We start from the raw sequence: 17,920 nt of genomic DNA on the forward strand, positions 1-17,920 counted from the left end.
TCATTGTGAGACAGACCTTCGGCAGTTTAGAATTAAATCATATTAGGCGAGGAGGCCGGGTGAGCTTTTGGTTCTTACTACAAGTTCTAGTGAATTTGATTCTTTTAGCAGGCGTTGTAGGGATGTGGGTTCGCCTTAATCGTCCTCCCAAAGATGATCCTCGTTTGAGCAAAGGCTTGCAGCTTTTGCAAAGCAAGATTGCCGTTCTTGAAGATCTCTCAGATCGCACGGAAACTCAGGTGAACCAACTGACGGCTTTGCTTGAATCGAAGGTCAAAGACATTCAAACAAAAATTCAAGCTTCGGATAAGCAGCTCGCAAAAATTGAACAGAGCATGCAAAAAAGTTTGGAAGTCGCCAAGATTTTCCAAGACCGTATCCCGCATACTGAAATTCTTGAACGCCAGAATACAATTAAGTATGTGAAGGCCGCGCGCTTAGCCCATCAAGGTTTGAGTGCAGAAGAAATCGCACAACAAGTGGATCTTTCCATGGGCGAGATTGAATTTATCGCGAAAGTGAATCGCGATCAGTTGATGTTCTGTGAAGAAAGTCTTCCAGAGTGGGTGCAAGAAGAAGCGCAAGTCGAATCCGCATCTGATTTAAGCGATGTCGATAACATTAGCTTTATGACTCCACTGCAAAGAGAGGCTCCGCAAGACATGAGTAATGTTTTCGAAGTTCCCAAAGCAGATCAAGATGCGCTGAAAAAACTAGGCGAAGCTTTCAAAGCCGCTTGCCAAGAAGTAAAACAACAAGAAGACGCCGCTCAACAAACGGCAAACAACGTTTCTGCGTTGTTCAACGTCACTCAAAATATCGCGCAAAACTTCTTGGGTGAAAAACCAATTCCTGCAGCACCGACGGCGGCTCCAGTGGTGACTGCAAAACCCATCAATACAAATAAAGAAGCTGTGATTCGTCCGGTGGAATTCCGCCGCATCGATATGGCGAAAGATTTGGGATAGACCTTGGCTTCAAGAGCATTTTTGAAATCTCTTGAGAAAGGTCAAATCCTTCTCGCCGTGGTGGAGGAAGCCGCGTCACCTTCAGAAGCTCTCTGCAATTTTCAAGGAGAGCTTTTGTTAGTTGCCAATCATACAGGACATCTTTTTAAAAAAGGGGACCCGATTCGCCTGCAAGTGAAGAGCGTCAACCCACTGCAATTTCACATTTTCGATCCCCGTAATTTGAAATTTGAACGGGTCGTCTAAATTATCTATTCCCTTTAAGCGCATTCTCTTATTCTGAAGACAACCTCATCAAGGCGGTGGCGTATGAGTGAAGTCATTCAGAAATCCATAACTTTGCATGCAGAACCTTCGAAAATCTGGGAGGCTTTAACGACTCCTGAGGAGCTTTCAGAGTGGTGGAATGACGGCGTCGTTATCGAGCCTGAAATCGGCGGACTTTTTAAGGAACCTTGGGTGGATAGCGAAGGCGTCGCGCAAGTGGCTACAGGAAAAATTCTGGAGGCCCGCGAAAAAGAAGAACTTAAATTCACCTGGCACGAGAAAGACTGGCCCGTTGAGTGGGAAACGGAGTGCTCTTTCAAGATTGATGATAATGGTGAAGAACGCGTGCTTACTGTCACGCATGACGGATGGGAGCATCTTCCCGAAGATAAACGCGAAAACGTGATCAAAGATTTTGAGACAGCGTGGGCAATTCATCTCAAAGAATTAAAATCTTTTATTGATCTCAGTCCTTAAAAACATTTGTAGGCTTTATCGAAGAGACGACCAATATTCAAAAGACGCCCTTCAAAAACATTGATTTCTTTAGAGTGGCAGGTCTTTGTTATCAGCATTTTCTTAAGATCGGCACCTTGTGCCTTCGGGAATTTTTCTTTTAGTAAAGCGGCAGCTCCGGCAACGACGGGAGCCGCTCCCGAAGTTCCATTGAAAGGATGCAAAGAAGTTGAAAAAGGGCTGTAGGTGGCAATGCCATCTTCGGCATCTCCCGACGGTGCTGCGATATCCACATCAGGACCGTAAACGGAGTACGAAGTAGAATGAATCGGAAGATCCAGACCGATGGTGCCGACAACAATCACGTTGGGCCATCTTTCTTGTAAACTCGGGTAACGTTCCCCGGAGTTTCCGGAAGCTAAAACCAAAAGACTTTTCTTAAAACTTTCAGCACCGACAGTATCACGCACGCGTCTTAACATCTCTTCCGTGAACGTCACTGAAAGATTGATCACAGGGACGTTGTGTTTGATTGCGTAAACCGTGGCATCGACGATGTCATCTTGAGAACCATATTCCTTTATCACCAACAAAGGCATGATTTTAACGGAAGGAGCAATCAAGGTCACAATTCCTGCGACAGGAGTTCCGTGGCCGTCAAGATCCATCGTCGAAGCATTGTCATCGATAAAATTCCAACCGGGAACCAAGTGCTTGGCTAAAGGTTTCGTGATAGCGGAAGCTCCCGTATCAATCACCGCAACGACCACGTCTTTTCCGGAAACAGGAAGATTTTCGTGATCTAAGGAAATCAGTTTTTTAAGGCGAAGATTTTCGGGATCTTTCACAGGCCATGAGAGGTTTTCACTCGAGGCAAAAGACACACTGGCAAACGCTAAGAATGTAAAAACAAATAACAAACTACGCATAAGACACTGTTTATAGCCTCGATGTTTTGTACAGAGGGAAAAAACGAAACCCCGTGAAATAAAGACAGGACTGTCAATACTCTTGCCACCGGACCCCGAAACAAACCACATCTGATTTTAGGCAGGAACTTGTTTTTTCCTTCCGGAAAATTACTCTCGCATTTGAGAATTCAGGCACATCTTAAAAATGACTTTTAGGAGAATGCCATGATCAAAGTTGTACGTTTTATGGTTCTTGTGTCTCTCGTGTCTCAGCTTTACGTTGTGAACGGTTGGGCTCAAATGAGAACAAACGCTTCGTCGGGAAATAAAGCTGATTACTCCAACGTGTTATCGCAGATTGATATTTTGGACATGAGAAACGCTATAATGAATGTTTGGCGCCACGGTTTAAATCCTCAAGCGTACTGGACAGAACGCTTAGAGAACATCTACGTCACTGGAGGAAATCTTTCGCGCACGTTAAAACCACTTGCCGATCAAGCGTATTTAAAGATGCTCAATGATTTGCATCGGGGCAGTGTAGATCCGCAAAGCGTCGGAAGAGACGTCAAATTCATTCGCAAAGATTTTTTGTCACCGCAACAGTTGATGACTTTGTTTGTCACTGCAGGAAGAAGAAGTGCCGCCTTAGCGGACATGGTGGCTCCGCAAAATGCTCCGTATCTGGCGGTGAAAGAGGCCTTTGAGAAGATCTATTCTGCTTGTCGGGACGGTTCGTGGCAGCCTATCACACCATTAACTACGCCGATCCGTCTTTACTCACGTCACAAAACCGTCGTCGATATCAAACAACGCCTGGTTGTTCTAGGTTATCGCATTAGCAAAATGGATGATGCCTTTGATGGAGACATGTTGAGTGCTATCAGCGACATTCAATGGAATATGCGTATCAATCCTGACGGCGAAATCTCTCCGAATGGAAAAGTGTGGGCGTTTCTCAACGTCTCTTGTATGGATCGCGTGCGCCAGTTGCAGGTGGATATGGAGAAAATGCGCTGGTTCCCGCAATATTTTGAAAATCGTTATATCTTTGTGAACTTGGCGATGTCTTATTTTATGCTCGTCGATCGCACCAATGAATGGCCACGTATGATGAGCTTCAGAACGGTGAATGGTCGCCCTGCACGCAAATCTCCAACGATGCGAGATGAGGTTGTGCGTGTGATTATCAATCCATTCTGGGTTGTGCCACCAACGATATTTAGTGAAGACAAGGTCAACGACCTGAAAAAGCTCTCCAAAGCGCAAGTAGCAGAATATTTCACATCACATAATTACGAAGTGTGGGACAGTAGTTTCCGCCGCAAAATTGATCCAACGACTGTGGATTGGATGGGCATTAGTGAAGGACGCGTTCCTCCTGATATTCAAATCCGACAATTGCCACATTTGGGGAATGCGTTAGGAGTTTTGAAGTTTGATTTAACAAATTCGTTTGCGATTTATTTGCACGATACAAATCAGCGCGAACTTTTTGATACGCCGATGCGCCAAGTAAGTTCCGGATGTATTCGTCTCGAAAAACCATTGGATCTGGCAGAGTTTCTTCTTGAAGACACGCCTTGGGATCGCGCAACGATTCAGGCGGTGATGGCGCGCCCAGGAGAAGTTCTTACGAAGTCCACAGAGCTGCCAATTCCCAAAGCCAAGATCACACCTGTCTACACGGCGTATTTGACGTCGACGATCAGTTCAGACGGAGTTGTTCGCTTTGTTGACGATATTTACGGACAGAACGCGGCGGTCCGACGCAATTTAACAAACTCCTTCTAGGTGACGAATTCGTAAATTGCGAAAGCTCAGCGAGTCCAATACAAATTTTAACACGAGTTCGAATGATTAAACTAAGAAAGGGGTTCACAAAATGTCTCTTCATTTTTTTCAGAAAGTTCTCATCGCAGTTCTCATGGGCGCACAAGTAGCGTTTGCGGCGGAATTACCGAAGCCACCGGCTCCTCCGGTACAACCGTCTCCTCCGCCGGGACAGGCTCAGTATGAAGGCGTCGGTCGTATTGACCAGGTCACGCGCCAAGTGGGAGGAGAGATTTACCGTCTGGATCTTGCTCGTGCTTTGCCGTTGGTGCGCCTTGAAGCAAAATCAAAAATGGGTCGTCTTAAGATCTATTCGACAACTGTTGTAACTGATAAAGGTGATAAAATTCCTGTGCGCCAATTAGCAGGAGTTCTTGTTGATGAGCCAAGTCCTGCGATCAGTTCGGAGGCGCTGAATATTCCGACAGGCATTGCAGCCATTGAAGTTCTTGCCGAAGCGATGGGCGGGGAAGCGACTTTGGAAATCAAAGCGTTCTCGACAAAGGAAGCGCCGAAACTTTCTTTGGGCAGTCGTGTGCCGGAGTTTTCGTGTAAGAAAAATATCGACGCTCTTCTTAAAGATAAGCTAGAGCCGGTTCAGCTTTGGGTGTCTCGTGCGGAAGCCGCGGCTCCTGGGTCAGTACAAGAAAAATTCGCAGGCAATCAATTGAAAGATCAAGTGAACGACTACATTGCAACATTGCGCATGGGTGGTGCTTATACGTCGACAACTTATCTTTTAACACTATTGAATTTCTTTGCAGATCAATACAATGCTGTGAGATCAGGCGGCGTTTCTGAACCCGCTTATAAAACATTGTTAACGGCGACCTATGACGTTCTACAGTTGGCGATCCAAAACGAATTGCCATGCCGTCGTTTTCCAAGTGATTCGTTAATCCAAATCGCGTTGGATCTAAATAAGAAACAGCTTTCTATGACAGAAGGAAGCCGTGCGCGTCCTCTTTATATTTCTATCATGACGAAGGTGCGTGACATGATTCCTGGACAATATCGCAAAGAAATTTCTGCTGCGAACTGGAACTTCCGCCAAGCTGATACAGAAGGCACAAACTACTACAAACTTTATGTCGGTGCTAAAGATGATGCGTTCTTAAAAACCACTCATCGTGATATGAGCGCTTACGCATTTGTGGTGGCTGAACAAGCCCTGCAAAAAGAAGTGAAACTCATGGATATCGAACAAAGATATCAACTGATCGTAGAGTATCAAGCTAAGTACAACGCCAACGCCGACTTCCCACAAGTTGTGGCGGGTCGCTACTTGGCGATCTTGTCAGATCAAAACTTGTATCTGCCGATCTTTAAATAGGCTTGAACGAAAAAGGCTCTCGCAAGAGAGCCTTTTTTATTTCATCAGTTTGCGAACGACTTCGGGCATCCAGGTTTTTGCGCCGATCAGAATATTGATATTTGAATCCATCGCACCGTGAATATTGAGATCCATTTCGGACATGTGTTCAATCTCGCGTCCGAGTTCTTTTAATTTGCGCAAGACAATTTCCTGGGAATCCGATGATAGAGGACAGTTGAAAAAGAATTTAAAGGATTCCGGTGTTTGGTAAACATCTGCCGCGAAATCCACGGTCATTGGCACCATGTATTTTTTGTGAAGCGGACCATTCATGTTCCAACGGACTTTGCGATAGACCATCATCTTTAATTTATTTTTCGGATGAAGTTCCAAAATACCAAATGATTCAAGCTCAAGCGCAATTTTGAGGATTTTTTCCTGGCTGAATTTAAATTTTTTGGAAATTTCATCAAAAGAAAATCCCATCACGGCCAAATAAAAAACCGCAAAGAGTTCATCGTCAGACGCCAGGGCTTTTTCCTGCTCCAGCGTTAAAAACGTCGTCGGTCCTTTGCTGCCAAATTTTGAAAGGCGGGCGAGTTCGTACAAGTCGATCTCTAAGATGTCGCATATTTCAGAAATTCTTTGCAGAGTAATAGGAATGCGACCATTCAAAAGACGTTTGATGGTGTCAGGACTCAGTCCCATTTTCTTTCCAAGATCTTCATATGTGATGTCGGAACTTTTCACTAGACCCCGAAGAGCGTGAAGCATCGGAGACGCTTGGCTTTTTTCTTTTTCATTCATGCGGACCATCCCCAGCGGTTTCTTTCTATTAAAGACCCAGCTTGGCTTTGATGGCTACCAATTCTTTTTCTTGCTGATCGAGTCGTTGGCGAAGTTCTTGATTCTCGGTATTCAGACGCGTGATTTCTTTATTGAGATCTTGCACAGCATTGACAACCGCCCAATGGATGGGATCCACATTGAGTTCGAGGTAGCCGTCATCCCTTACGCTGACAGCATCAGGAATGACTTTTTGAACCTCTTGCGCGATGAAACCTGTTTTTGAGTAGTCCGAAGGAAGTCCCAATGGATTTCCTTTTTTATAGTTATATCTCACGGTGTGAAGCTGCAAAACTTCTTTAAGGCCGTATTCATAGTCACCTTGGATGTCTTTTAAGCGAATATCTGAGGCATTCGTCCAAGATGTTCCCGTGCTTAATCCGGCATTTCCGATGACGTGCAAGTTGTAATTCGGAGACGTTGTACCAATACCTACTTTGCCATTCGTTGAGATATAAAAATAATTCAAGTTGCCACCAATGCCCGTGATATCCGATGTGGAGTTAGAGTGAGACGATGTTGGTTTGTAGTTGATGGCATAACCATCACCACCATAAGGAATCCCCGCAAACCATTCATGGGCGGTATTGAAAGCGAAGTATCCATTGGCTCTCGGCATTCCTTGCGCAAGGAATCCGCCTCCGACGTAATCTCCTCCGTAGCCGCCTGTTGAGGTGATCAACGGCACTTTTGCCGATGAACTGACCTCAAGGATTTGTGTGGGACTGGAATTTCCAATTCCAATATCTCCATTGGTTCCGTAAATCCAATTTCCAATGTTCAGTTGATTGCTTCCGGTCGCTGAAGCAAAAGAGGTGTGATGGCCAATGGCTATATTATTTGAACCTGTCTTCGCGTTATCACCGGCGTGCTCACCAATACCAATATTTTGTGTGCCCGAAGTGACACTATCCAGAGCGTTAATGCCGATAGCAATATTGCGGTAACCTGTTGTCAGTGAGTTTAAACTGCTATCTCCATAGGCTTCGTTGGAAGATCCGGTCGCGGTGCCATTGCTGTGGCCCGCGCCGACAAAGACATTGCGACTGTATCCATCAAAGGTGCCGACGGTGACGTAAGAACTTGTACTCGCCGTTGTTTGTATCGTGCCATCAGGGAATTTAAATCCGCCTGTTGTGGAATAAACAGTTCCCGCCACTTCCAGTTTGGCAGTCGGGGAGTTTGTGCCAATACCAACATTTCCACTGTTATAATAGATATTGGATGAAGATGTTGTCCACTGTGTGGCAACACCCGCAGGTAAATCCGCCGCGGCGATCGTTCTAAAGGAAGCATTCCCTGCGGAGCCATTAGGTGCTGCTAAAAAAGTATTCGCAGACTGAGATCCAAAGTTTGCGGCTGTAACAGTGATGTTATCGCAAGTCCAACTGCCTGTGGGCGAAGAAAACGTCAGTGTTTGATTTGCAGAGCAGTTCGTCGGCATCTGAGAAGCTTTTAGTAAACTTGAACCGTCAGAAAGACTCGATGAGGAGAGACTTCCGTTCACCCAAGCACTGCCATTGTATTTAAGAACTTCGCCTGAATTAAGGGAGCTAAAATTAACACTCACGCCTTTGATTTTATCCACAGTGTTGGCAGATAAAGTGCCACTGACGTCTCCGGAAAGATTTGTTGAAGGAGGAGCCGCTGGAGTCGCGCAAGTTAAAGCGCTGCCGTCCCAAGTAAGATAACTTCCCGAAGCACATGTCGGAAGCCCCGCTTTAACCAGGAAATCATTTGCAGCATAAGTTCCAAGTTTTTGGGCAGAAAGCGCGTAACCCGCAAAAGGCACCGTGCGAATGACGTTGTCAGGAGAAATCGTTTTCCAACCAACGCCATCAAAAAACTGCACGCGCAAGTTTCTTCCGTCGTCAGCTTTCGCGGCATAAGTGGAACTTCCGCTGCAAGTAAAAGAACGGGAATTGTTGAAAGCTTCCAGAAGACTTAAAGATCCATCCGTCGGGTAAGTGACCGTGCCATTGCCGATCGGAACGTCAAACACACCGTTGGAATTTGTCATATCATAACCGTTCACTTGCTCTTGATAAATAATGCAGGCACCGGAAGGGTCTGTGATTTTAAAAATAAAACTCACGCTTCCGAATTCCAGCGGAGATCCATCATCTTTAACGATACGACCTTGATACGTGAGAGTGGAAGGTGATGCGTAGGCCACGGTGTGCTGAAGGGACAAGGCGAGACTTAGCAGTGCTACAAGAAGACGATACCTATTCATGAAAAGACTCATCGCTTTAACCTCATCGTTAGACGTTCCGTTTTTTTATTTCGGTTTGAAAAGTCAGAGGCATAAGTTCTTTAGAGCACTTTGTAGAGCGCAATAAAGTTTGAACGAGAGTTGTGCTCCAAAAAAGAAATGCATTTTGGAACACTCTGGACAAACGGACTTAATCTGCCTCGCAGGAGGCTTGAGGTGCCTTCTTTGAACTAGTGCTTGAGAAAATCTCGGGAAATGATTTTGCTACTTAAGCAGATGAAGAGATTCAACAGGGCCGTCGACATTCTAAAATACGATTACGAGTCGCGAAGGCAACGCAACCCGCGTTTTTCAAAAAGGTCCTACGCGAAATTTCTGGGAATCTCCAGTGGTCGACTTGCCGATCTCATGAATGAACGAATTCCTCTGAGCGAAAAAATGGCTTTGCTGGTTTATAAAAAACTTGATGTCACCAGCGAAGATCAAGAGCACTTTTTAAATCTTGTGCGCAATGAACAAGTTCACAAAATGGACCGCCGTCGCAAAATCAATTTTGATAAGCAGGTGATCTTTCTTAAAGACACGAAAAAATCTTTGGAAGAAGCGCTGAAGATTTTAGAGTCTGGCGACACCGACTTATGTGACTTTACCTCCGTCACGGTCCCTGTGAGCGCAAAGAAGTTGGATCAGATTCGAGTTCTCGTAAGACAGTTTCAATTCAACTTAGCGGCTCTCGCGCACGAAGAAAATGTCGAGGACACTTATTGTTTAAGCATACAGCTTGTGCCGACCTCCAGAATTGAGAAATAAAAAAGGCTCCTGTTGGAGCCTTTTTCTTGTTCCATCGCTGGATTTATTTTGAACTCTCTTTAATGAAAAGAGTCAGATAGTGGCGAACCATGTATTCCAATTTCACTGGGAGTCCTTGGTACGTCCACACAAGTTCTCCGAACGCGCCCCATTTTGCTTCGACGATGTGCTCGTCCATCACATTGGTCGCCGTTTGCTGAGCTTCTGTGGAGCCCGGAGTTGGAATGTAGTTTGTTCCGATAAAATTAAAACGGATGCTGATTTGCCCCGGAGCTTTCAATGAGAAAATCATTTTAAAGCCGTTACGGAAAAGCATGAAGTCCGCGTGAGTTTTTGCGATACCGTAGATTTTAATACGGCCAAGTGCGGAAGGTTTTAATTCATTGAACGAAGTGGAAGCATCAACGAATTCTGTCTTTAGTTCCAAAAGAAACTGAATCGTTTCATTGATCAGAATTTTTTCTGAATCAAATCCGAAACTCATGTCCACGAGTCCCGACTCTTCCATCTGTTGTTCAGCCTTCACAAGTTCTTTAATCCAGCTGATTTTTTCCATGAACCCCTCCAGGTCTACAACGCAACGTCCTCGCCGCTAGTTGTCGATATCTTCAATAATTTCGAGGGCCTCGCTCTTTGTCAAGATTGGTAAGTTTGGCTCGGCGCGAAAGGGGGACTCCCATCGCCCTCAGGAGGGGGATCCTTGGGACGGGCGATGGGCCGCAACCGTCATCTTTAAGACTTGCGGCCTCGCAAAAAAGGTTAAAACCCGACGATCTGTAAGGTTGTTCCCAAAGTGCCTTCGTTTCCTGTCGGTGTATTGAAGGCGACATAGTAACCAAAGATGATACTGACGGGGATCACGTAACCGATGGTGGTTTCAAGCTTCAACTCAGCCCCGGCACTCCAGAAAGAGCGCCTCATATTTACGACTTCGTAAACCAAGTCCTTGTCATTGACGAAAAGTCCATCCGCGGCCGCTCCATCGGCGACAATCGCTCCCGAAAATCGACGTAAGAAAAGCGGATCGGTCCCTGAGCCCGCATAAATATTTGCAATTGGAAATCGGTACTCGGCATTGGCCGACACAAGATTACGCCCAAAGAGCTGCCCGCGTTTGTAGCCGCGCAAAATATATTGAGGCAACGGACTGTCAGGGATGAAAACCAAAGGCTCTGTGGAGACGCCATAGATAGACGCGATTTTTTCCGGAGTATAAACGCCGTTCACACGCAACATAAGGGCGTTGTGTTTGGGAAGAAATGAAGAAAAATAAACTTCTCCGCCCGCTAAAAATTGCGAATGGTTCAAGTAGCCATCTGTGTGAATGTAATTGTAAGCGCCAAGGTAAGCCCCAAGGCCGGACTCAGGGGAAATCTGCGCTCCTGATTTTGAATAATTGGTGTAATTAAACATGGTGAATGGACCGGTGCGCTTTGTTTCTGAATTTGTTGTTGAGCGCTCCAAATACTGCCAACCGATTTGCAAACTGGCGTATCGGGAAAGCCAAAAGACATCCGGAAGAACGGCGGCTGCGGCCCCGTAGTCGTTTAGTTCGTTGGAGGTTGTGCCAAGGTAAGAACTTCTTTTGTAAGCAATGGCGGCAAAAGGCAGGGACGTTGTTTGATTCAAGTAGGTTCCTTGAAGGCTTCCGCGATTCAGTCCCGTGTCCCAAGATCCAATCAGAGTGTAGAAATGTTTTTTTAGAGGATCAAATCCTGAAGTTTGCGCAGTTAAAACAACGCCTGTTTCACTTGAAGAACCCGAGATAAATGGCATCCAGTACTGAGGCCACAAATATCCGTACGGAGAATAATCTTCAATCTTGGATTGATTCATCGCCATGCGGGCCGCATCGAGAGCTTCTTCATTTTTGCTGACCTTTTGATAACGATCAGCCATCAAAGGAGCAATCACAGGAAGCTCTTCAGGCGTGTTTTGCCAGTCTTGAGGCAAGATCGCTGCGACCTTTGGGCCTTGAGAAGTCATGTGAGTGGCAAAAACCTCTTTGCGAACAGGATCGATGTCGCCTGTGAAAAAAGCGGTGAGAGTGTGAGAAATCGGACGGGCGGTTTTCAGCTCACGATCAGCTAAATAAAGATTTAAAACGCCGTTCTTGCTCGAAGTAAAAATCAAACCTTCCGAAGTTTTTTTAGCAAAACGGACATTGGGATAATCTGTAAAAATCGTTTCTAAATTTTTTGAAGAAATCGTGAACCGCTGCAGCTGTTCACTGCCGTCTACTTTTCTCAAAGAGAACAAGATCGTGTCTTGATCCCAGAAAAGGGGATAAGAAATACGCTGCTGAATTTCTCCGGAGAAAAGAATTTCGGTGGTTTTATCAGAAATTTTTAAAAGACCTAAATGTGTTTTGCCGCCCTCAAGCTTTACAAAAGTGATGAAGTCGCCTTGCGGGGAAACAGAAGGCTCACGGGCGCGAAGGCCTTTTGTTAAAGACTCTGTTTTCTTTGTCGTAAGATTGTACACGTGCAAATCCGCATAGCGCTCAATGCGATTGGTGTAATCAATTTTGTCATAGACGATTTTTTGCGAATCCGGAAACCAACTGATGCGCTGAATACTTCCCGTTGGAGGGCCATCTTGAGGAGTGGAAGGTTCAAAAGTTTGATTAAACTTTTCCACCGTGTCAGCAGCTTTAGCGTCCAAGAAACTTTGTTGATCGTTTTCTTTGGTGATCAACTTCACAGAGCGAGAGTTCGCATCATCCTCAGTTACGACGGCCAAGTGTTTTCCATCCGGAGAAATCGCAGGTGCGGTGACTGAAGTAAAGGCATTTTTAGGGACAATCACATTGGTGACTGTTGCCTCCCGCAAGGTTTTCATCTGTTCTTGTGCACGCAGAGTGGTTTCCTCAAGCATGCGCTCGTATTCACTGGGATAACTTTTCCCAATGTGTTCGCGCGCCGGAGTTTCAATAAAATAAGGAACTCGTCCGCCGTGACGCTCATTGAGAGTTCCAGCCAGAGCAGAGCCCTTGTCGGCCAGCATCTGACTCCACATCAAAGAGCCAAAAAGGTAGGGACGCATGCCTTCGGGCCATGTTGGAATCACTTCATTGGCTTCAGCGATGTCATAAGAATGAAGCGTGCCGTCTTCAACCATCGCGCGGATGGTGGCGTCTTGATAAAACGAACGCAGACGGCCGTGATTTCCCAGGCGTGTTTCCATCTCCACCGCCAAGCCTTCCTTCCACCAATTCGGCAGAAGAATATTTGGTGCGATGATATTTCCAAAAATGGAACGCAAAGGTTTCATGATTCCGTTGGCGGGTTCAAAATTGAGAATGTGAGTGTATTCATGCGCCAACAACTCAAACGCCCAATCCCCTGTGTCGGCAAGACTCTCTTCCGGACCCGGCAAAACGGGGTACGCCATAATGTGAGGATACGGAATGCGAGTCGCATACCCATTTGTGACATCCGTTTTGTCATTTATAATCACCACTGTTGTTTCGGGAAGGGTGTGAAAGTAAGAGCGAAGTTCGTAGTAGGCTTTCTCTAGCTTTTCAGCGTAAAGCAGACCTAGGTCCTGCTGCCGGGCATTAAAGATAATTTGAAAATGGGGAGTCGTAAGAGTTTTCCATTCAAGTTCGGGAGGCACTTCGAGTTGTGCTTTTACCGAGAGAGAAAAAAGAAAAATGGCGCTCCAAAGAAGATAAACAAGATGTTTTTTCATAAGTCGTCTTAGCCCGTACAGCAACGCAACATCAATTAGGAAATCTAAGGTTTGACAATGAGCCGCTATAAATTAAAGTTTTTATTTGTTAATGATAACTATAGGAACTTCATAGGAGGACATCATGGTTCGTAAATTAGCTCTAGGTCTTGTTGCCTGCGCACTTGTTGCTGGTTGCAAAGGAAAACAAACTCAATCAGATCAATCAATTGAAACAATGCCGACAGGTGGACAATCTACAGCGATTGACTCTGCACCTCTTAGTTTTGATCCAATGGGTTCTGACTCTGGAAAAATCGATGGTCTTGTGACTGTTCACTTTGGCTACGATAAATCAAACCTAGATGCTGCAGCTAAAAAAGACGTTGCGACAAACATCCAATGGATGAAAGCTCACCCTGGTGTGAAAGTTCAAATTGAAGGTCACTGTGATTCTCGTGGTACAATTGAGTACAACGTAGCTTTGGGCGAAAGACGCGCAAACGCAGTGAAAGCTTACATGATCAGCTCTGGTATCCCAGCAGATCGTTTGAGCGTGATCAGCTACGGTAAAGAAAAACCAATTGAGATGGGTGACTCTGAAGCTGCTTGGGCGAAAAACCGCCGCGCAAACTTCGTTCCTGCTCAGTAATCTCTAAAATAAAGAAAGGTGCGGATGAGACTACAAAGACTTTTCATCGGAATTTTACTTTTCACGGTGATCGTTGGTTGTCAGACAGTTCCCGCACCCATTGAGGATTATTCCCTCGCACGAGCTGCACTAGATGCGGCTCGTTCTGTTCAAGCGGCCCGTCACTCTCCCGGATACTGGCATCAGGCGGAAGAGGCTTATCGCAAGGGCCGCATCTATTTTGAAGATCGTGATTTTGGAAAAGCCAAAGAACAGTTTGTTCGTGCCCGAGTTGCTGCTGAAAAAGCAGAAAACTCCGCTCGTTTGATTCGCCAAAGAACTGGAGATGTTCTATGAAGTTCGCTATTGCTCTTGTTGCAACGACATTATTCCTTACAGGTTGTTTGAAAACTCGTAACGATGTTCGTGAAAATGAACAGCGCCAAGTGATGCAACAACAAGTCGTTACTTTGCAAAGAACCAATGCGGATGCGGCGGGAAGAGTTTCTGATCTCGAAGAATCCATCCGTGAACTCAATGGTCGCGTGGATGTGGTTGAAAATCGCATCGGTCAAGGAAACTCTGGTGTTGAAAACGCTTTGAAATCTTCTCAAGAGCAAAACCGTGACTTGAATCAAAAAGTGATGATTTTGCAAGAAGCCCTCACAAAAATGGAAAAAGACATCCTGGCTTTGAATGCAGAACTTCAAGCCGTGAAAGCGCAGAAGGCGGCTCATGCGGAAGTGCCTGTAAAACTTTCGAAAAAAGATATCTACGAAGCGGCTCAAGGTTATTTTGAAAAGAAGGATTGGAAACAAGCGATCCTGAATTATCAAAAATACCGCGATGAGAACCCGAAAGGCGGCAAATTTGCCGATGCGACTTACAAAATCGGAGTATCCTTCCAAGAATTGGGCATGAAAGACGAAGCAAAAACCTTTTACGATGAAGTTGTGAGCAAATTTCCGAAGTCAGAAGAAGCTCGTCGTGCTAAGATCCGTTTGAAGGGTTTAAAAAAGTAAGATTGTGATTGATCGAGTATTAGCCATTGAAACCAGTTGTGATGACACCTCTGTAGCGATTGTAGATCGCGGCGGATGGGTTCACTCTGTGGTGGCTGCCTCTCAAGATCTTGAACACGAAATGTACGGCGGTATTGTTCCCGAAATCGCCGCCCGCAATCACTCCATCGCTTTAATTCCGTTGATCGAAGAAGCTTTGAAAAAAGCCAATATGAAATGGTCTGATATTCAGGGCATTGCCGTGACAAACCGCCCGGGTTTGATCGGGGCTTTGATTGTGGGTTTAGTAACGGCGAAATCCTTAGCTCAAGCTAAAAAAATTCCTTTCTTGGGTGTGAATCATTTGGAAGGTCATTTGCTTGCGCCTTTTTTAAAAGACTCTCAATACGCACCTCCCGAAGATTTTGATTATCCTTATGTGGGCCTTGCCATCAGCGGAGGCCACACAAGTCTTTATCAGATCAAAGGACTTGGTGATTACCGCGTGCTTGGTGCCACCAAAGACGATGCGGCCGGGGAGTGTTTTGATAAATTCGCAAAAATGGCAGGCTTGGGTTTCCCAGGGGGCGTGCGCATTGATCAGATGGCAAAAACGGGAAATCGCGAAGCTTTCGAGTTTCCTCGCAGCATGATCCATGATGAAACTTTTGATATGAGTTTTTCAGGATTAAAATCATCAGGCCAAAGAATGCTCGAACAATTAGGCCCTGAATTAGTTCAAGAACAATTGCCGGACTTGTGTGCCTCTTTTCAAGAAGCTATTGTTGACGTCCTCATTGCAAAACTGGATCGTGCCGCCAAAGTTTATAGAGCCAAACGTGTGATCCTCACGGGAGGCGTGAGTGCCAACTCTCGCTTACGTGCGCGTGCAGAAGAGTGGGCGCAGAAAAAAGGTTTAAGCCTTGTGGTTCCTCCAATTCGTTATTGCACAGATAATGCGGCGATGATTGGTTATGCAGGTATTTTAAGAATGAACGCTGGTGAATTTTCTTCTTTGGATTTGGGACCTTCTCCGCAGCCATTAGTTACGGATTTTAGATGAGTCAATCCCGTGAACGTTTAGAGCAGACCCTTCAAGAACTAGGGATTCTTGCTAAAAAATCTTTAGGTCAAAACTTTCTTGTCAGTGATTTGGTCATTGAGCGCATCATCAACAAGGTCAAAGAATTTACTCCCGAAGCTTTAGTCGAAGTGGGACCCGGCCCGGGAGCTTTGACGTATTTCTTGCGCCAAATGAATGTGCCGCTGACTTTGATTGAATTAGATCGTGTGATTGCCGCTTATTGGAGAGAACAAAACATCCCAGTGATTGAAGAAGATGCTTTACGCTTGGACTGGTCCCAATTCTACTCTGATAAAAAATTAGTTTTCGTGAGCAACCTTCCTTACCAAATTTCTTCTAGCATTGTGATTGATCGCTCGTTGGAAGATAAAGGTGTTGAGCACATGGTGCTCATGTTTCAAAAAGAAGTCGCGCAAAGAATCAGAGCACCCGCGCAGTCCGAGCATTACGGTCTTTTAAGCGTGATTGCGCAGACCTTCTGGAAACCAGAAATGGTGACCGAGGCGGGACCTCGGGATTTTTCTCCTCCTCCGCGCGTGGCAAGCCGTGTTTTGGCGTTCTCACGTATTGAGTCGCCGGTGCAAAACCGTAAAGCTTTCTTAAACTTTGTTAAGGCGGCCTTTGCTCAGCGCCGTAAGCTCCTCAAGAAAAATTTAGCTGGTCTTTTAAGTCAAAAAAAGCTAACTGAAGAGCAATTGGTGGGCTGGATGGCCGAGATGGGTTTTAAAGAAACTGCTCGTGCTGAAGAACTCAGCCCTGCGCAGTTTGTCCGTCTTTATAAGAACTTTGGATTTGAACCATGAGCATTTTAATTGTTCAAGAGAACAAAAAAGCCCGCTTTGATTATACGATCGTAGAAACCTACGAGGCGGGACTTCAGCTTATGGGAAGCGAAGTGAAGTCTTTGCGTAACAAAGACGTGCAATTGAAAGACTCTTATATCAGTTTCCGTGGTGACGAAGCGTTTTTGCAGAATGCGCACATCGCCGAATACAAAGCTTCTAGTTACAACAATCACGCGCCAGAGCGTCTTCGTAAACTTTTACTGAATCGCAAAGAGCTTGATGAAATTTTCGGAGCTTTGAAAGAAAAAGGTTACTCTTGCGTGCCACTCAAAATTTATTTTAAGAATGGCCGTGCAAAATTAGAGATTGCTTTAGTGAAGGGTAAGAAAACTCACGACAAGCGTGAAGCGATTAAGAAACGCGACGTTTCTGATCAAATTCGTTCAAGCTTAAGACGTTCTCGTTAGTAATAAATTCTTCTTTAATACCAAGACGAGCGCGCTTTTCCGCCAAAAGATGTTTCCAAGCGGCATAGGCTTCACGGTTTTGTGGGTCGATGCTTAATTTTTCCAAAAGTTTTAATTCTGTCTCTGTGTTGGCTTTGAGAGCGCGATAGAAATAATCGTAAGTCATCGCAAGGTCTCTAAAGTCATCTTCTTCCGGCAAGTGATAATCAGGAATATGCCACTGACCCAACATCAATTGATGCATGTGTCTTTCCATCGTTACTAGCGGAGCCAAAAGATTCTTTGTCATACGAACGCTTAAGAACAACGTCACACCTGTCAGAAAGACGAAGCTTGCGCCTAAGAAAATCCTTAGCCACGTGACTTCACGCTCAAGATGCTCGACCAAGTGAGGGTGGGTATCGTAAGCCAAGTTCTTAAAGAGATCATAGTTTTGATTGATAAAATAAAACGCCGGCAAAAGAAATAAAATCGCACCACCGGCCACCGCCGTGATCATGTACCAGCAGTATTTATACTGAAAACTTTTGTTCAGAATAAATCGGCGGGAGCCTTCTCCCTGGGGTACTCGTTGTGGTTCGATCACTCTTCGTCCATATAACATATAGTCTCTTATCGGCCGGTTGTGTTTTCGAGAGAGTCCAATTATTCTCAAAAGT

The 17,920-nt window shown here is 45.3% G+C and carries 18 protein-coding genes; 12 read left to right on the forward strand and 6 right to left on the reverse strand.

What is annotated here, in order from left to right; genetic code table 11:
- The first annotated feature begins 59 nt into the window (after positions 1–59).
- The 3 genes from AAAA78_RS02995 (at position 60) to AAAA78_RS03005 (ending at position 1,712) form a co-directional block, all read left to right on the forward strand.
- The gene (locus AAAA78_RS02995) at positions 60–968 is read left to right on the forward strand and encodes a DUF2802 domain-containing protein (RefSeq protein WP_340590230.1); all 909 of its coding nucleotides are present in this window, start codon (positions 60–62) and stop codon (positions 966–968) included.
- A 21-nt stretch (positions 969–989) separates the two neighbouring features.
- Entirely contained in the window at positions 990–1,214 is a 225-nt protein-coding gene (locus AAAA78_RS03000) for a hypothetical protein (protein ID WP_340590231.1), read from the forward strand.
- Positions 1,215–1,277: 63 nt separating this feature from the next.
- Complete coding sequence (locus AAAA78_RS03005) at positions 1,278–1,712, forward strand: SRPBCC family protein (protein WP_340590232.1); 435 nt, start codon at positions 1,278–1,280, stop codon at positions 1,710–1,712.
- Here the strand turns inward: AAAA78_RS03005 and AAAA78_RS03010 are convergent.
- Entirely contained in the window at positions 1,709–2,620 is a 912-nt protein-coding gene (locus tag AAAA78_RS03010) for a S8 family serine peptidase (protein ID WP_340590233.1), read from the reverse strand. The two genes, AAAA78_RS03005 and AAAA78_RS03010, sit on opposite strands and share 4 nt — an antisense overlap.
- 207 nt (positions 2,621–2,827) lie before the next feature.
- Here AAAA78_RS03010 and AAAA78_RS03015 point away from each other — a divergent pair, with 207 nt between their 5' ends.
- Both AAAA78_RS03015 and AAAA78_RS03020 read left to right on the forward strand, forming a co-directional pair.
- Positions 2,828–4,396 (forward strand): L,D-transpeptidase family protein, encoded by a 1,569-nt coding sequence (locus AAAA78_RS03015; protein WP_340590234.1) that lies wholly within the window; start codon positions 2,828–2,830, stop codon positions 4,394–4,396.
- A 91-nt stretch (positions 4,397–4,487) separates the two neighbouring features.
- Positions 4,488–5,768 carry a beta-sandwich domain-containing protein gene (locus AAAA78_RS03020; RefSeq protein WP_340590235.1) on the forward strand — a complete coding sequence of 427 codons (1,281 nt, stop codon included), beginning with the start codon at positions 4,488–4,490 and terminating at the stop codon, positions 5,766–5,768.
- 36 nt (positions 5,769–5,804) lie between these two features.
- Here AAAA78_RS03020 and AAAA78_RS03025 read toward each other — a convergent pair whose 3' ends face one another.
- Both AAAA78_RS03025 and AAAA78_RS03030 read right to left on the reverse strand, forming a co-directional pair.
- Positions 5,805–6,557, reverse strand: coding sequence for a helix-turn-helix domain-containing protein (locus AAAA78_RS03025; protein ID WP_340590236.1), 753 nt, complete (start codon positions 6,555–6,557; stop codon positions 5,805–5,807).
- A 28-nt stretch (positions 6,558–6,585) separates the two neighbouring features.
- Positions 6,586–8,832, reverse strand: a complete 2,247-nt coding sequence (locus tag AAAA78_RS03030) for a tail fiber domain-containing protein (protein ID WP_340590237.1) — start codon at positions 8,830–8,832, stop codon at positions 6,586–6,588.
- Between the two features lie 234 nt (positions 8,833–9,066).
- On the opposite strand from AAAA78_RS03030, the gene AAAA78_RS03035 reads away from it, so the two are divergent.
- Entirely contained in the window at positions 9,067–9,621 is a 555-nt protein-coding gene (locus AAAA78_RS03035) for a DUF4423 domain-containing protein (protein WP_340590238.1), read from the forward strand.
- A 43-nt stretch (positions 9,622–9,664) separates the two neighbouring features.
- On the opposite strand, the gene AAAA78_RS03040 is transcribed toward AAAA78_RS03035, so the two are convergent.
- On the reverse strand, positions 9,665–10,177 hold the full coding sequence (locus tag AAAA78_RS03040) for a hypothetical protein (RefSeq protein WP_284604415.1): 513 nt from the start codon (positions 10,175–10,177) through the stop codon (positions 9,665–9,667).
- Positions 10,178–10,380: 203 nt separating this feature from the next.
- Complete coding sequence (locus AAAA78_RS03045; protein WP_340590239.1) at positions 10,381–13,314, reverse strand: hypothetical protein; 2,934 nt, start codon at positions 13,312–13,314, stop codon at positions 10,381–10,383.
- 124 nt (positions 13,315–13,438) lie between these two features.
- Here AAAA78_RS03045 and pal point away from each other — a divergent pair, with 124 nt between their 5' ends.
- From pal to smpB, 6 genes are read left to right on the forward strand one after another with little or no spacing between them, the layout of a single operon-like run.
- Positions 13,439–13,945, forward strand: coding sequence for a peptidoglycan-associated lipoprotein Pal (gene pal / locus AAAA78_RS03050; RefSeq protein WP_340590240.1), 507 nt, complete (start codon positions 13,439–13,441; stop codon positions 13,943–13,945).
- 24 nt (positions 13,946–13,969) lie between these two features.
- Positions 13,970–14,281, forward strand: coding sequence for a DUF4398 domain-containing protein (locus AAAA78_RS03055; protein ID WP_340590241.1), 312 nt, complete (start codon positions 13,970–13,972; stop codon positions 14,279–14,281).
- Entirely contained in the window at positions 14,278–14,946 is a 669-nt protein-coding gene (locus AAAA78_RS03060) for a tetratricopeptide repeat protein (protein ID WP_340590242.1), read from the forward strand. The genes AAAA78_RS03055 and AAAA78_RS03060 overlap by 4 nt, the downstream gene beginning before the upstream one ends.
- Before the next feature lie 7 nt (positions 14,947–14,953).
- Entirely contained in the window at positions 14,954–15,988 is a 1,035-nt protein-coding gene (gene tsaD, locus AAAA78_RS03065) for a tRNA (adenosine(37)-N6)-threonylcarbamoyltransferase complex transferase subunit TsaD (protein ID WP_445291991.1), read from the forward strand.
- Positions 15,985–16,812, forward strand: coding sequence for a 16S rRNA (adenine(1518)-N(6)/adenine(1519)-N(6))-dimethyltransferase RsmA (rsmA, locus tag AAAA78_RS03070; protein WP_340590244.1), 828 nt, complete (start codon positions 15,985–15,987; stop codon positions 16,810–16,812). Before tsaD ends, rsmA begins: the two co-directional genes overlap by 4 nt.
- Entirely contained in the window at positions 16,809–17,261 is a 453-nt protein-coding gene (smpB, locus tag AAAA78_RS03075) for an SsrA-binding protein SmpB (RefSeq protein ID WP_295901356.1), read from the forward strand. The genes rsmA and smpB overlap by 4 nt, the downstream gene beginning before the upstream one ends.
- On the opposite strand, the gene AAAA78_RS03080 is transcribed toward smpB, so the two are convergent.
- A complete protein-coding gene (locus tag AAAA78_RS03080; protein WP_295901354.1) occupies positions 17,206–17,865 on the reverse strand; it encodes a hypothetical protein in 660 nt (219 codons plus the stop codon). The two genes, smpB and AAAA78_RS03080, sit on opposite strands and share 56 nt — an antisense overlap.
- Positions 17,866–17,920 lie beyond the last annotated feature (55 nt).

This window comes from Bdellovibrio sp. BCCA (genome assembly GCF_037996825.1).
Taxonomy (GTDB): domain Bacteria; phylum Bdellovibrionota; class Bdellovibrionia; order Bdellovibrionales; family Bdellovibrionaceae; genus Bdellovibrio.

Coding starts and splice junctions, on each gene's coding strand:
- AAAA78_RS03005 (WP_340590232.1), top strand. CDS start 1,278: ATGAGTGAAGTCATTCAGAAATCCATAACTTTGCATGCAGAACCTTCG.
- AAAA78_RS03010 (WP_340590233.1), bottom strand. CDS start 2,620: ATGCGTAGTTTGTTATTTGTTTTTACATTCTTAGCGTTTGCCAGTGTG.
- AAAA78_RS03015 (WP_340590234.1), top strand. CDS start 2,828: ATGATCAAAGTTGTACGTTTTATGGTTCTTGTGTCTCTCGTGTCTCAG.
- AAAA78_RS03020 (WP_340590235.1), top strand. CDS start 4,488: ATGTCTCTTCATTTTTTTCAGAAAGTTCTCATCGCAGTTCTCATGGGC.
- AAAA78_RS03025 (WP_340590236.1), bottom strand. CDS start 6,557: ATGAATGAAAAAGAAAAAAGCCAAGCGTCTCCGATGCTTCACGCTCTT.
- AAAA78_RS03030 (WP_340590237.1), bottom strand. CDS start 8,832: ATGAATAGGTATCGTCTTCTTGTAGCACTGCTAAGTCTCGCCTTGTCC.
- AAAA78_RS03035 (WP_340590238.1), top strand. CDS start 9,067: ATGATTTTGCTACTTAAGCAGATGAAGAGATTCAACAGGGCCGTCGAC.
- AAAA78_RS03040 (WP_284604415.1), bottom strand. CDS start 10,177: ATGGAAAAAATCAGCTGGATTAAAGAACTTGTGAAGGCTGAACAACAG.
- AAAA78_RS03045 (WP_340590239.1), bottom strand. CDS start 13,314: ATGAAAAAACATCTTGTTTATCTTCTTTGGAGCGCCATTTTTCTTTTT.
- pal (WP_340590240.1), top strand. CDS start 13,439: ATGGTTCGTAAATTAGCTCTAGGTCTTGTTGCCTGCGCACTTGTTGCT.
- AAAA78_RS03055 (WP_340590241.1), top strand. CDS start 13,970: ATGAGACTACAAAGACTTTTCATCGGAATTTTACTTTTCACGGTGATC.
- AAAA78_RS03060 (WP_340590242.1), top strand. CDS start 14,278: ATGAAGTTCGCTATTGCTCTTGTTGCAACGACATTATTCCTTACAGGT.
- rsmA (WP_340590244.1), top strand. CDS start 15,985: ATGAGTCAATCCCGTGAACGTTTAGAGCAGACCCTTCAAGAACTAGGG.
- smpB (WP_295901356.1), top strand. CDS start 16,809: ATGAGCATTTTAATTGTTCAAGAGAACAAAAAAGCCCGCTTTGATTAT.
- AAAA78_RS03080 (WP_295901354.1), bottom strand. CDS start 17,865: ATGTTATATGGACGAAGAGTGATCGAACCACAACGAGTACCCCAGGGA.